Below are 12,748 nucleotides of genomic sequence, written 5' to 3'. Positions count from 1 at the left end.
ATGAACCGCTATCTTATTTTCCAGCTCCAGGGGGCGATGGCCTCCTGGGGAGAGATCGCCGTCGGCGAAGTGCGCCATTCGCGGGCGCTGCCGGGGCGATCGGCGCTGCTGGGTCTGCTTGCTGCCGCACTCGGCATCCGACGCGATGACGAGGCGGCGCTCAACGCGCTCAGTCAGCATTATCAGTTTATTGTCTGCGCGGGGGAATGTGCCGCCTGGGCGCGGGATTACCACACGGTCCAGGTCCCGCGCGAAGCGCGCAAGGTGCGCTACTTCACCCGTAAAGACGAGTTGCGCGACGCGCTTATGCTCGAAACCACGCTTTCCCGTCGCGATTACTACGCTGACGGCTACTGGCTGGTGGCAGTGGCGGCGACGCCGGGCGCGCCTTATACGCTGGAGGCGTTGCAGGCGGCGTTACTGGCGCCTGAGTTTCCGCTCTACCTCGGTCGCAAAAGCCATCCGCTCGGGCTGCCGCTCTGGCCACAGCTGCATGACGGCAACGCGGCGACGGTACTGCGCGAGGCGCAGGCAGGCTACGGCGCCGCGCTAGGCGAGCTGTCGCCAGCGCTTAAACCGCTTGCGCGCTTTTATCCCCATCTCTGGTGGGAGGGCGATCACGCTGGTCTTGAGGCTGACGAACTCCAGACCTGGCGCGACCAGCCGCTCAGCCGTCGGCGCTGGGATTTCGGTATCCGAACCGTTAAACAAGGGCGGCTGACGCCGGAGGCGACATGTATCTCTCAAAAATAACGCTCCCCACCGCCAGGCTGACTCCGCAACGGCTGATGGACATGATGGCGCGTGGCGAATATGTCATGCACCAGTGGTTGTGGGAGCTGTTCCCCGATGTGGCGCAGCGCCAGTATCTTTATCGTCGTGAGACGTTACAGACCGGCTTCTGCTTCTGGTTGCTCTCAGCGAGCGCGCCGGCGCGCTCGCATCCGCTGTTTGAGGTGCAGACGCGCGCTTTCGCCGCAACGCCGCAGCCGGGCATGGCGTTACGTTTCACGCTTCGGGCAAACCCCGTTGTCACCCGCAACGGTAAGCGCCACGACGTGCTGATGAATGCGAAACATGAATGGAGGCGCAACGCCCAGGCGGGTGAGCTGTGGACGCTTCAGGAGCAGGCGGCGCTTGGCTGGCTTGCCGCGCAGGGCGAGAAAAGCGGATTTCAGCTCACGCAGGCTTCAGTGACCGCGTATCGTCAACAGCAGGTGGCGAAAGGGCGCGGCGCCCTGATCCAGTACAGCTGCGTGGACTATGACGGCACGCTCATCGTCACCGATCCGGCGCAGTTTAACGCGAGCATCGCGGCGGGCTTTGGTAAATGTCGCGCCTTCGGCTGTGGGCTGATGCTTATCAAACCGGACGATGGCGCATGAGTTTTGTCCCGTTAAACCCGATCCCGCTCAAAGATCGCACGTCGATGATCTTCCTTCAGTATGGCCATCTTGATGTTCTGGATGGCGCTTTCGTGCTGGTGGACAAAACCGGCGTGCGCACGCATGTGCCGGTAGGCGCTGTCGCCTGCATTATGCTGGAGCCAGGCACGCGGGTTTCTCATGCGGCTATCCGGCTCGCCGCCCAGGTCGGAAGATTGCTGGTGTGGGTCGGCGAGGCGGGCGTGCGCCTGTACGCTTCCGGGCAGCCTGGCGGCGCGCGCGCTGACAAGCTGCTCTACCATGCGAAGCTCGCGCTCGACGAACGCTGCGCCTGAAAGTGGTTCGCAAAATGTATGCGTTGCGCTTTGGCGAGCCGCCGCCTGAGCGTCGTTCGGTCGAACAGCTGCGCGGGATTGAAGGGGCCAGAGTGCGCCAGACTTACGCGCTGCTTGCAAAGCGCTACGGCGTAAAGTGGCACGGGCGTAATTACGATCCGAAAGACTGGGCGAAGGGCGATATCGTCAACCAGTGCATCAGTGCCGCCACCTCCTGTTTATACGGCATCAGCGAGGCGGCGGTGCTGGCGGCGGGTTACGCGCCTGCGATTGGTTTTATTCATAGCGGCAAGCCGCTCTCGTTCGTTTATGACATCGCAGACATCATTAAATTTGACGCGGTCGTGCCTAAAGCGTTTGAGATAGCGGCGCGCCACCCCGCGCAACCGGACCGCGATGTACGTCTGGCGTGTCGGGATATTTTTCGCAGCGAAAAGCTGACTGGCAAACTGATTCCGCTTATTGAAGAAGTGCTGGCGGCGGGCGACATTGAGCCGCCGCAACCCGCGGCGGATATGCTGCCGCCCGCTATTCCACTGGCGGATTCGCTCGCCGAAGCGGGCTTCAGGAGCCGCTAATGAGCATGCTGATGGTTGTCACCGAGAATGTGCCGCCGAGACTGCGCGGGCGGCTCGCCATCTGGCTGCTTGAGCTGCGCGCCGGGGTTTATGTCGGCGATGTCTCTAAGCGGGTACGTGAAATGATCTGGAATCAGATAACCGAGCTCGCGGAAGAGGGCAATGTGGTGATGGCCTGGGCTACGAATAATGAATCCGGCTTCGATTTCCAGACGTATGGCGAGAACCGACGCATTCCGGTGGATTTAGACGGCCTGCGCCTTGTCTCATTTTTACCCCTTCAGAATCAGTAGGTTAACTGTTCTTTAAGAATATGGAGATGTAATAAAAAGGTTGGTGGATTGTTGGGTGTGAAAAATTTCCTTATAAAACAGTTATATAGTTTTAGAGTGTTCCCCGCGCGAGCGGGGATAAACCGTAATTTTCTGCGCCGTAAATGACATTCATCGAGTGTTCCCCGCGCGAGCGGGGATAAACCGAATTTGCCGAAAAAGAGGAGGCAGCCTTTACGGTGTTCCCCGCGCGAGCGGGGATAAACCGATCCGCCTGAAAATAATAATAGTCGGCGTTACGTGTTCCCCGCGCGAGCGGGGATAAACCGCTCGCTATAGTGGATTTTAGTGGCAAAACAAAGTGTTCCCCGCGCGAGCGGGGATAAACCGACGTGATCTCTGACGCCAGCAGGCCGCCGGAAGTGTTCCCCGCGCGAGCGGGGATAAACCGCCTGGGAGCGTTTGTAACAAAGAGGTGGGCCCGTGTTCCCCGCGCGAGCGGGGATAAACCGGTTCGACGTTGTATTCGCTGACCTTGAAAAAGGTGTTCCCCGCGCGAGCGGGGATAAACCGGTTATAACAGGCTGGTAGCTGTGCGCGCGGCGGTGTTCCCCGCGCGAGCGGGGATAAACCGGCCGGGGTCGTTGAGGTTGGTTAAAACTGTGGGTGTTCCCCGCGCGAGCGGGGATAAACCGTTTGCAACGACAAACACTCGCAACGACAAACAGTGTTCCCCGCGCGAGCGGGGATAAACCGTTCGGCCTCTATGACGGTGCGCAGTGGCGGATGTGTTCCCCGCGCGAGCGGGGATAAACCGGCTCTGTCTGTTTTTGCCTGTGAGTTCGACACGTGTTCCCCGCGCGAGCGGGGATAAACCGCGCGACTGGTCCACCATGCCCGTGAACGGCTGTGTGTTCCCCGCGCGAGCGGGGATAAACCGGTTTTCGCTGACCCATCCATCCAGTGTTGCAGGTGTTCCCCGCGCGAGCGGGGATAAACCGAGCAGGGCAAAACGCGCTCACGAAGAGTCGGCGTGTTCCCCGCGCGAGCGGGGATAAACCGCCGGGCAAAACTGTATATATTTTCAACTCCGAGTGTTCCCGCGCGAGCGGGGATAAACCGACGAATTTTATCGTTGGCATCATGGCGCAGGTGTGTTCCCCGCGCGAGCGGGGATAAACCGCGCGCAATCAATAAAGACGAACCTAAATTTTCGTGTTCCCCGCGCGAGCGGGGATAAACCGACCCGACTACGCCGTGGCACGCGGTCTACAGCGTGTTCCCCGCGCGAGCGGGGATAAACCGAGTACACCCGAATCATTCCCAAATGACACCGAGTGTTCCCCGCGCGAGCGGGGATAAACCGCCGCGGCGTCAAATTCAGCTGATGCAAAGAGGGTGTTCCCCGCGCGAGCGGGGATAAACCGGAGGCAAACAACAACGAAGAAATCCCCGCTTGGTGTTCCCCGCGCGAGCGGGGATAAACCGGATCTGCGCGATATTTGCGATCCCGCCGTAGGGTGTTCCCCGCGCGAGCGGGGATAAACCGGTTACTGGCATTTAAATTCTCAGCCGGTATCGGTGTTCCCCGCGCGAGCGGGGATAAACCGTCGGCCGCTGGCTTGTCACACCTTGAAAATAGGTGTTCCCGCGCGAGCGGGGATAAACCGAAACGCCGTGGTGCGCGGCTTTTACTGGTGCGGTGTTCCCCGCGCGAGCGGGGATAAACCGATAATCACCGGTAGCAGTCATATTAAATACAAGTGTTCCCCGCGCGAGCGGGGATAAACCGCGGCTGCTCAGGGGCAGTGGGTGATTATTTCAGTGTTCCCCGCGCGAGCGGGGATAAACCGGTGTTTACCACGTTAGCCAGTGGAAAAAAAATGTGTTCCCCGCGCGAGCGGGGATAAACCATCTAGCCAGCCGACGCCCTGTTTCACGCTCCTTTCACCATGATTGCGCAATAAACCGGCATCCGGCGCGCGTTGGGTTGCAATCGCCAGGGGCAACAGACATAATGCGGCCTGCGCGTTTAACGACGCTCTCAATGGGGGCCCTGTTGGTTCTCCCGCAACGCTACTCTGTTTACCAGGTCAGGTCCGGAAGGAAGCAGCCAAGGCAGATGACGTGTGTGCCGGGATGTAGCTGGCAGGGCCCCCACCCATTTCAGGCGCTCTCGCCGCCACCGTCACAACATGCTGCTTCTTCTCTTATCCAGAGTATCTGTCTCTACTTTTTCTTATCCGCGAAACGCAATATCCATTTCCGCCACGTAGCGTTATATATTTTGTTTTTTATTTGCAAATTCATTTAACTGTCATTTATTTGTCATCTTATTGTCATAATAGCTTGTCGAATATCTCATTTTTGAAACGTCTTTTTATAAGAAAGAGCTTAGTGCTGGATCTTAATAATCAATTAAGGTATTAAATAGCTCTCATCTGTAAAGAAAGGAATTTTCTATGACTGCTGCGGTGCTTAACGTAAAAATAAATACGGACCTCAAAGAAAAGCTTCGTCAGTATGCTGAGCAGAACAGTGAGACGCTCAGCGCCGCCACAGAAAAGCTGCTGCTTAAAGCGCTGGTGCTTGCTGATGAAGACGACGCGGTGAGCGGCGAAGAGATCGACAGCCAGCATACCGAAGAAGATATCTCCCCACTTTCTGTAAAAGAAATCAAAGCGCTACGTAAACTTCTGAAGAAGAAAAAATGAAAAACGCCCCTCTGTCTACCACGGCTTCAACCTATCGGGAAGCCTGCGAGCTGTTGCGTTCAGGCTATGTAAAACACGTCCGTCTGGGCTGGGATGTCGGCAGCGATGAGTTTTTTCGCATTGCGTCTGACTGGTGCGATGCTGGCGCCAAAATAAAAAAAGAGGGCAATGAGTTTATCATTTCCCTGAAAGGCTTCCCGGTTCCCCGTCAGCATTAATTCCCGCTTGTTGAATGCGTCATTAATATATCATCTCCGTGACACGGCGCTGTTACAAAGCGCCGTCATTATCTTCCGCATAATAAAATGATACGCCTCACCATCTCATAACATGTGCAGTCACGGATGACGGTATTTTATGGCGAGCCGGAAGGGTCGCCATCTGTTTTTTCTGGCCGGGGTGATGTTATCGCTGTCATCCGACGCTATCGCTTCAGACTGACCTCATTCACGCTGCGCGGCATCTGTCAGGCCCTACACCAGGCCGCGGGCGGTCGTCGCGCGCGTCTCCATTAACTGCTGCCAGAGCGGCTGCAACCGGCTGAACGCCTCTTCCAGCCGTTCGGTCTCCAGCGTAAACGGCATACGCAGATAACGCTCGAACGCGCCATCCACGCCGAACCGGTTACCTGCGCCAAGATGAATGCCAAGCCCTTCGGCGCTGGCGGCAAAACGCGTCGCCAGCGGGCGCGGTAGCTCAACCCAGAACGATAATCCTCCTTGCGGCAGCGGGCTGCACCACTGCGGAAAATAGCGTTGCATGGCGTCGAGACAGGCGTCGCGGCGCGCTTTTAACGCCGCACGGCGCGGCGGCAAAAAGCGCGATGACTCCTCAATAAGCGTGGCGACGGCGAGTTGCTCCAGTAACGGCGAGCCGAGATCGAGCGTGTCGCGCATCTGTACCAGCGAGGCGATAGTGCGCGCGCTGGCGCGTATCCAGCCGAGCCGCAGCCCACCCCAGAAGCTTTTACCCGCCGACCCGAGCGTAATGACGTCATCCTGCCAGCTGAATGCGGCAAGCGGCGACGGCGGGGCGTTTTCATACCAGAGGTCGACCATGGTTTCATCCACTACCAGCGTCGTACGGCAGGCCGCCGCCGCCGCCGCCACGCGCTCGCGGGTCGCCGCGTCCATGCAACTGCCGGTTGGGTTGTGATAATCCGGAATAAGATACGCGAGGCGCGGCGACGTCTGGGCGAATGTGGCCGCCAGCCCGTCCGCGTCCCATCCTTGTGCGGTCAGCGATACCGGCACCGGGCGGCACGACGCGCCGCGAATAGCGGCGATGGCAAGCGGGTAAGTGGGGTTATCGACCACTACCCGGTCGCCGGGGCCGGTCAGCAGCCGCAGGATGAGCGCGAAACCGCTCACCGCGCCGTTGACCAGCATCACCTGATCGGCGCTGGTAGGCAGGCCACGCGCGTTATAGCGGGCGGCGATAATTTCGCGCAGGCGCAGCAGCCCGTGCGGATCGTAACCGGTATGGCCAAGGTAGTCCGGCAGCTGCGCGACGGCGCACTGGCAGGCTTCCAGCACTTCCGGGCCTGCGCTCAGCGCGGCGGTGGAAAGATCGAGCGCGCCGCCGCTGCCGGTCAGCGTCGGTACTGAAGCGCTGCCAGCCGGCAGAGCGATGGCGGAGCCCGCGCCATGGCGGCTTATCAGAAACCCCTCATCACGCAGCAGCCCCAGCGCGCTGGCGACCGTGGTGCGGCTGACGCCAAGCGCGCCCGCCAGTTCACGCTCGCCCGGCAGCCGGCTGGCGAGGGGCAGGCGCCCGTCAAGAATGACCAGCCGCAGGGCCTGCGCCAGCTGACGATAAACCGGCAGGCGGGCGTGCTCCTGCTGCCAGCGGCCAAGCAGGCGCAGCAGCGAGGCCGCGCCGGTGCGACGCGTATTCATAAGCAGTCCACTTTGTTGTAACTGGACCTTAATCTTAGGCCGGCTGGCTTTAAAGTAGTAGCCAATTTACTGGCGAGGAAAAAAGTATGTGGCGTCGTTTACTTCAGCTGTATGTCGGGCTTGCGTTGTATGGCGTGTCTACCGCGATGTTCGTGCGGGCCGATCTCGGCACCGATCCGTGGAACGTGTTTCATCTGGGCGTCGCGCGGTTGCTTTCGCTGAATATCGGCCTGGTGATTATCGGCGTCGGTGCGCTGGTGCTGCTGCTGTGGGTGCCGCTGCGCCAGAAGCCCGGGCTTGGCACTATCAGTAATGTCATCATGATTGGGCTTGCGGCGGACGCGGCGCTGGCCGTGTTGCCCGCAGCCTCCTCACTGGCGGTGCGCAGCGGGCTGCTGGCGGCGGCTGTCGTGGTGAATGCGCTCGCGACTGGCATGTATATCGGCGCGGGCTTCGGCGCGGGGCCGCGCGATGGTCTGATGACCGGCATCAATGCCCGCACCGGCTGGTCGGTGCGCAGCGTGCGAACCGCGATTGAAGTGTCGGTATTGCTGGCGGGCTGGGCGATGGGCGGCTCGCTCGGCATCGGCACGGTGGTTTACGCGCTGACAATCGGGCCGCTTATCCAGCTCTGCCTGCCGTGGTTTCAGGCAAAGCGCGTAAAGCGCGCCGCGCCAGGCGCCGCGGCGATTGAGAAAGGTTGAGTCGCCTTTTTCCGGCGCTGCGTTATGCTGAGAGTTTCCGCTGGCGAGGAACTGCGATGTCGAATAAGGAATCACTGCGTGCGCTGCCCGCAATCCACTGGAGCAGCGAGGCGCTGGCCGCCATGCTGTGCCGCTGCTTTGATGGTTATCTGGTGCCGTTCCAGCTGGATGGCGCCACCTTCGCTCAACGTTTCGGCGCGGAGAATGTCTGCCTGAACGCGAGCCGCGTCTGGCTTGAGGGCGATAACATCGTCGCGCTGGCATTGATTGCCCGGCGCGGCTGGCGCAGCCGCCTGGCCGCGTTCGCCATTCACCCGGCGTGGCGCGGCAAAGGCGTTGGTAAGATGCTGATGATGCAGTTGCTTGATGAAGCGCACGAGCGCGGCGAGAAAAGCATGACGCTTGAGGTGATCGTCGGCAACGACGCGGGGCAGGGGTTATATGAGCGGGTAGGGTTTGCCTGCGAAAGAACGCTGGTCGGCTTTCAGGCCCACAGCCCGGCGACGTTTGTCGATACGCAGGCGCTGATGCCGTGCGATCCGCATGAGGTGGCGCGCCGTATCGCGGCGCAGGCGGACGACCTGCCGTGGCTGGTGTCGCCCGAAACCGCCCAGGCGCTGCCGGGAACAGGGTTTTCACTTGATGACCGGGCGTTCGCGATTGTCGCGACCTGCTATGCCCAGCCGCAGCTGCGCGCGCTGTGGGTGGCGCCTGCGGCGCGGCATGAAGGGCGTGCGCGGCAACTGTTATCGCTGCTGCATGAGCGCTTTCCGGGGCTGATGACGCCGGTGGCGGTGGAGCAACGCCTCGCGCCGCTTTTTGAGCAGAGCGGCTTTCGGATCCAGCCGGTGCGCCAGTACGAGATGCGACACTCGCTTACCTGACGCCGTGCGCTTTACACCAGGCGATAAATGCCTCGGCGGGCAGCGCTTTACTGTAAAGCCAGCCCTGGGCGTACTGCACGCCGTGTTCGCGCAACCACTGCGCCTGGCTTTCGTTTTCCACGCCTTCGGCCACCATCTCCAGCTTCAGCGTTTTCGCCATTTCGATGATGTGCGGCGTGACCGTTTTGTACTCCAGCGCGTCGACAAACGATTTATCGATTTTCAGGATATCGACGTTCAGATCTTCGAGATAACTCAGGCTGGAGTAGCCGGTCCCGAAATCATCGATGTAAATCTCATGACCCGCCGCGCGTAGCCGCTCAATCACAGGGCCGCTTAAGCTCGGGTCGGCAAAGCCGCGCTCGGTAATTTCCAGCGCCAGCTGGCACGGTGGGATACCATGCTGCGCCAGCGCCTCGCTGAACATATCAACGAACTGCGGCTCATGCAGATCGAAGGCGGAAATGTTAATTGAGATGTGCTGTTGCGGGTGCGCGCGCAGCCAGTCGCCGAGATCGTGCAGAACGTTGTAAACAATCTGGCGCGTCAGCGGGCCGATAAGCCCGGTCTGTTCGGCGAGCGGAATGAAAATATCCGGCGTCAGCATACTGCCGTCCGGCTGGGGCCAGCGGATCAGCGCCTCGGCGCCAATGGGTTTGCCGTCCGCCAGGCGAATAATCGGCTGGTAGTGCATCACCAGTTCATTGTTGTTAATGCCGTCCTGCAGGCGATAGCGCGGGGACTGTAAACGCCGTAACAGGCGCAGCAGGTAAAACGCCGCCGCCAGGCTGATTAAAATCCCGGCCGGCAGCCAGATGAGCTGGAGCTTGCGGATCTCCGCCGTCTGCGGCGCCCGCGACGCCCAGGCCACCACGGCAATCCCGGAGCGCGGCTTCATGCGTATCAGGTAAATATTGCCGCGGTACTCGATTTTTTCGGCGCCGCTTTCACGCGCTTTACGCCAGACGGAGATATCAAACGGGCTGCTGCTGGCGAGGATCCGGTTGCGCTGTAACCCGATAATCGTCGTGTTGATGGGCCAGGCGCTGAACGGGATGAGATCGATAAACGAGTTGGGATCGATCAGAACCATATGTGGCATCCGACCGATCATGATCATGGGCGTCGGCATGCCGAGATCGTTTTGCGCGCTAAACCAGATGGGGTAACTGGATTCGCTGACCCATGTCGGCGTCGGCAGCGGTTTTGAGATGCTGCGGCCCACCAGCGATGAACAGAGCGGCGTCATATCCTGCAGGTAAACCACTTCCTGAACGTGGCGGAACACGAACGACGTGCGGCGCATCGCCTGCAGATGCGTCTCGCTGCATGCCTCGCCGTCGAAGCGATTGATTTGCGTCAGCGCCGCTTTCGCCTGTTGCATAATGGTGTCGGTGCGGATCAGCGTGCGTTCCGTGTAGGCGTCGAGCTCCATCATAAAGTGCTCTTCGGCCTGGTGGCGGGCGAGCCAGAAACTGAAAGCGACGGGCAGCAGAACGCTGAGCAACAGCACGGCTGTTACTACCCTTATCAGTTTTGCAATGGTCACGATGGTTGCCTGCCCGTAATGAAGAAAAGAGTGCGGAGTACCTTTAGCGTAGTGGGGGATAATGGCTTTTGCGACGGCATGTCGCATTGATTTCGCTTAGGGTTTAGGCAAAAAATAAGAAAGCAGCGCAGCCGCGCGGGCCGCGCCGCAGAACATACATCTTAGCGGCGGTGCGCGAGGCGGCGCACCAGCCGATCGCCGAGCGTTTGCACGCCCTGCACCAGCGCCACCAGAATCACCACCGTGGTGGCCATCACTTCATTATTGAAGCGCTGATAGCCGTAGCGGATCGCGAGGTCGCCAAGCCCGCCGCCGCCAATCACGCCCGCCATTGAGGAAAAGCCTATCAGCATCACCACTGTAAGCGTGACGCCTGCCAGCAGCGCAGGCAGCGCCTCCGGCAGCAGCGCTTTGCTGATCACATGCCAGGCGTTGCCGCCCATCGCGATGATCGCTTCGGCGCGTCCTTTGTCCACCTCATCAAGCGCGTTTTCCACCACGCGCGCGAAAAAGGGAAACGCCCCGATAGTAATGGGCACTACGGCGGCGGTACTGCCGAGCGTGGTGCCGATAATCAGGCGCGTCAGCGGGATAAGCGCAATCAGCAGCACGATAAACGGCAGCGATCGCCCGATGTTAATGACCCCGCCCAGCAGACGGTTAAGCCGGGGCAGAGGGAGCACGCCGTCGCGCCGGGTGATAAACAGCATCACGCCGACCGGCAGGCCGATAAGCACCGTAAAGAGCGCCGCCAGCCCAACCATATAGAGCGTCTCCAGAGTTCCCTGCGCCAGTAGCGGCCAGAGATCGTCAAAACTCATGCGACTTCGCACAGTATTCTGCCCTCCACGCCGTGACGACGTAAAAACGCCTGCCAGGCGGCGTTATCTCGCACCAGCGTCTGGCGCAGCACCGACCACGGCGCGGTTAACAGATCCGCGAGCCTGCCGCTCTCCACCAGCCGTCCGTTCTCCAGCAGCGCGGCGTGATCGCAGATGGCTTTCACCACCTCCAGCTCATGCGTGATAAGCACGATGGTCAGCCCCAGCTGGCGATTGATGTCGGCAAGCAGCGCCAGGATGGAGCCAGTGGTTTCCGGATCAAGCGCGCTGGTGGCCTCGTCGCACAGCAACACCTGCGGATGCGCGGCCAGCGCCCTGGCGATGCCGACGCGCTGCTTCTGTCCGCCGGAAAGGCGCGAGGGAAACGCGTTCGCTTTATCCGCAAGCCCCACGAGCTCCAGCAATTCCCCGACCCGCTGACGGCGCGCAGTACGCGGCATACCGGTTATCTCCAGCGGCACCGCCACGTTGTCCGCCACCGTGCGCGCATGCAGCAGGTTAAAGTGCTGAAACACCATTGCGGTGCGCTGGCGATGCTCGCGCAACGCGCGGTCGTCAAGGCGCGTGATCTCCGCGCCGTTCATCAGGATGCGACCTGCCGTGGGCCGCTCCAGCAGATTAAGACAGCGCAACAGGGTGCTTTTGCCCGCGCCGCTGCGCCCGAGTATCCCGTAAACCGCGCCCTGGGGAATGGCGAGCGAGACGTCGTCCAGCGCCGGGCGGCCCTCTCCGGCGTAAGTTTTGCTCAGCCCTTCCAGCGTTATCATGACTGCGGGGCCGCGACCGGGATCACCGAGCCGTTATAGTGCTGGCGGATAAATTCCGCGACCTGCGGCGACTGCAAATCCTTCGCCAGCGCTTTGATGCGCGGGTCGTTCACCAGCGTCGGGTTAGTCACCAGCAGGTTGGCATACGGGTTATGGTCGGCGCTCTCAAGGCCCAGCGCATCTTTCGCGGGCGTAAGTCCGGCTTCCAGCGCGTAGTTGCCGTTGATCACTGCCAGATCCACATCATCCAGCGAGCGCGGGATCTGCGGAGATTCGATTTCGAGGATCTTCAGGTTTTTCGGGTTCTCCCTGATATCGTTCGGCGTGGCGAGGCTGCTTGCCGGATCGTTAAAGCCTGCTTTAAGCGTAATCAGTCCCTGCTTTTGCAGTAAAAACAGCGCGCGGCTGAGGTTGGTTACGTTATTCGGCACCGCTACCGTGGCGCCTTCCGGCACGGTTTTGAAATCCTTATATTTATGCGAATAGATGCCGAGGGGTTCGACATGCACCGTCGCGGCGACCGCGAACGTTTTGCCGAGCGCTTTTTCCTGATCCTTCAGGTACGGCAGATGCTGAAAATAGTTGGCGTCAACGTCGCCGTTCGCCAGCAACTCGTTGGCGTTCACGCCGCTGGAGAGCTCCACCACGTTCAGATCGAGTTTGGGGTCGAGCGTTTTAATGTAGTTAAGGATTTCAGCGTGCGGCACCGGATCGGCGGCGATACGCAGCGGTTCGGCGGCCTGTAAGCCGGTCGCTACCAGCAGCGTCAGCCCTGCCAGCGTCAATGTGGCCTTATTCATGGTCTTTTCCTTTGCAAGTG

At 60.4% G+C, this 12,748-nt stretch carries 12 protein-coding genes, 1 other RNA gene, 1 pseudogene and 1 CRISPR repeat array; of the genes and pseudogenes, 9 read left to right on the top strand and 5 right to left on the bottom strand.

Annotation, left to right across the window (positions count from 1 at the left end):
• The 7 genes and pseudogenes from cas5e to BJP61_RS16185 all read left to right on the top strand — a co-directional run bounded on the left by cas5e (position 1) and on the right by BJP61_RS16185 (position 5,502).
• On the top strand, positions 1 to 753 hold the full coding sequence (gene cas5e, locus BJP61_RS16215) for a type I-E CRISPR-associated protein Cas5/CasD (RefSeq protein WP_171998696.1): 753 nt from the start codon (positions 1 to 3) through the stop codon (positions 751 to 753).
• The gene (cas6e, locus tag BJP61_RS16210; protein ID WP_171998695.1) at positions 735 to 1,385 is read left to right on the top strand and encodes a type I-E CRISPR-associated protein Cas6/Cse3/CasE; all 651 of its coding nucleotides are present in this window, start codon (positions 735 to 737) and stop codon (positions 1,383 to 1,385) included. The genes cas5e and cas6e overlap by 19 nt, the downstream gene beginning before the upstream one ends.
• Positions 1,382 to 2,298 (top strand): annotated as a pseudogene (cas1e, locus tag BJP61_RS16205) (type I-E CRISPR-associated endonuclease Cas1e). Before cas6e ends, cas1e begins: the two are co-directional and overlap by 4 nt.
• A complete protein-coding gene (cas2e, locus tag BJP61_RS16200; RefSeq protein WP_171998694.1) occupies positions 2,298 to 2,591 on the top strand; it encodes a type I-E CRISPR-associated endoribonuclease Cas2e in 294 nt (97 codons plus the stop codon). Before cas1e ends, cas2e begins: the two are co-directional and overlap by 1 nt.
• 96 nt (positions 2,592 to 2,687) lie before the next feature.
• A CRISPR array of direct repeats spans positions 2,688 to 4,484; the repeat unit is 29 nt; unit sequence GTGTTCCCCGCGCGAGCGGGGATAAACCG.
• Positions 4,485 to 4,627: 143 nt separating this feature from the next.
• Positions 4,628 to 4,724: signal recognition particle sRNA small type (gene ffs / locus BJP61_RS16195), an RNA gene on the top strand.
• 308 nt (positions 4,725 to 5,032) lie between these two features.
• Complete coding sequence (locus tag BJP61_RS16190; protein WP_007755637.1) at positions 5,033 to 5,284, top strand: hypothetical protein; 252 nt, start codon at positions 5,033 to 5,035, stop codon at positions 5,282 to 5,284.
• Positions 5,281 to 5,502, top strand: a complete 222-nt coding sequence (locus BJP61_RS16185; protein WP_038864305.1) for a hypothetical protein — start codon at positions 5,281 to 5,283, stop codon at positions 5,500 to 5,502. Before BJP61_RS16190 ends, BJP61_RS16185 begins: the two co-directional genes overlap by 4 nt.
• Before the next feature lie 255 nt (positions 5,503 to 5,757).
• Here the strand turns inward: BJP61_RS16185 and BJP61_RS16180 are convergent, their stop codons facing one another.
• Positions 5,758 to 7,182 (bottom strand): PLP-dependent aminotransferase family protein, encoded by a 1,425-nt coding sequence (locus tag BJP61_RS16180; RefSeq protein ID WP_171998693.1) that lies wholly within the window; start codon positions 7,180 to 7,182, stop codon positions 5,758 to 5,760.
• A gap of 86 nt (positions 7,183 to 7,268) precedes the next feature.
• Here BJP61_RS16180 and BJP61_RS16175 point away from each other — a divergent pair, with 86 nt between their 5' ends.
• On the top strand, positions 7,269 to 7,886 hold the full coding sequence (locus BJP61_RS16175; RefSeq protein WP_038864303.1) for a membrane protein: 618 nt from the start codon (positions 7,269 to 7,271) through the stop codon (positions 7,884 to 7,886).
• Positions 7,887 to 7,942: 56 nt separating this feature from the next.
• On the top strand, positions 7,943 to 8,770 hold the full coding sequence (locus BJP61_RS16170) for a GNAT family N-acetyltransferase (RefSeq protein ID WP_171998692.1): 828 nt from the start codon (positions 7,943 to 7,945) through the stop codon (positions 8,768 to 8,770).
• Here BJP61_RS16170 and BJP61_RS16165 read toward each other — a convergent pair.
• The 4 genes from BJP61_RS16165 to BJP61_RS16150 all read right to left on the bottom strand — a co-directional run bounded on the left by BJP61_RS16165 (position 8,763) and on the right by BJP61_RS16150 (position 12,728).
• Positions 8,763 to 10,319: an EAL domain-containing protein gene (locus BJP61_RS16165; protein ID WP_075192149.1), complete on the bottom strand. Its 1,557-nt coding sequence runs from the start codon at positions 10,317 to 10,319 to the stop codon at positions 8,763 to 8,765. The two genes, BJP61_RS16170 and BJP61_RS16165, sit on opposite strands and share 8 nt — an antisense overlap.
• A 161-nt stretch (positions 10,320 to 10,480) precedes the next feature.
• Positions 10,481 to 11,140, bottom strand: coding sequence for a methionine ABC transporter permease (locus BJP61_RS16160; RefSeq protein WP_171998691.1), 660 nt, complete (start codon positions 11,138 to 11,140; stop codon positions 10,481 to 10,483).
• Positions 11,137 to 11,928, bottom strand: coding sequence for an ATP-binding cassette domain-containing protein (locus tag BJP61_RS16155; RefSeq protein ID WP_075192151.1), 792 nt, complete (start codon positions 11,926 to 11,928; stop codon positions 11,137 to 11,139). Before BJP61_RS16155 ends, BJP61_RS16160 begins: the two co-directional genes overlap by 4 nt.
• Positions 11,925 to 12,728 carry a MetQ/NlpA family ABC transporter substrate-binding protein gene (locus BJP61_RS16150; RefSeq protein ID WP_038864298.1) on the bottom strand — a complete coding sequence of 268 codons (804 nt, stop codon included), beginning with the start codon at positions 12,726 to 12,728 and terminating at the stop codon, positions 11,925 to 11,927. The genes BJP61_RS16155 and BJP61_RS16150 overlap by 4 nt, the downstream gene beginning before the upstream one ends.
• Between the last annotated feature and the right edge of the window lie 20 nt (positions 12,729 to 12,748).

Source organism: Cronobacter sp. JZ38 (assembly GCF_008932145.1).
Lineage (GTDB): Bacteria > Pseudomonadota > Gammaproteobacteria > Enterobacterales > Enterobacteriaceae > Cronobacter > Cronobacter muytjensii.
Note: the sequence above shows the minus strand (reverse complement) of the source record. Positions and strands in the feature narration are given on the sequence as shown.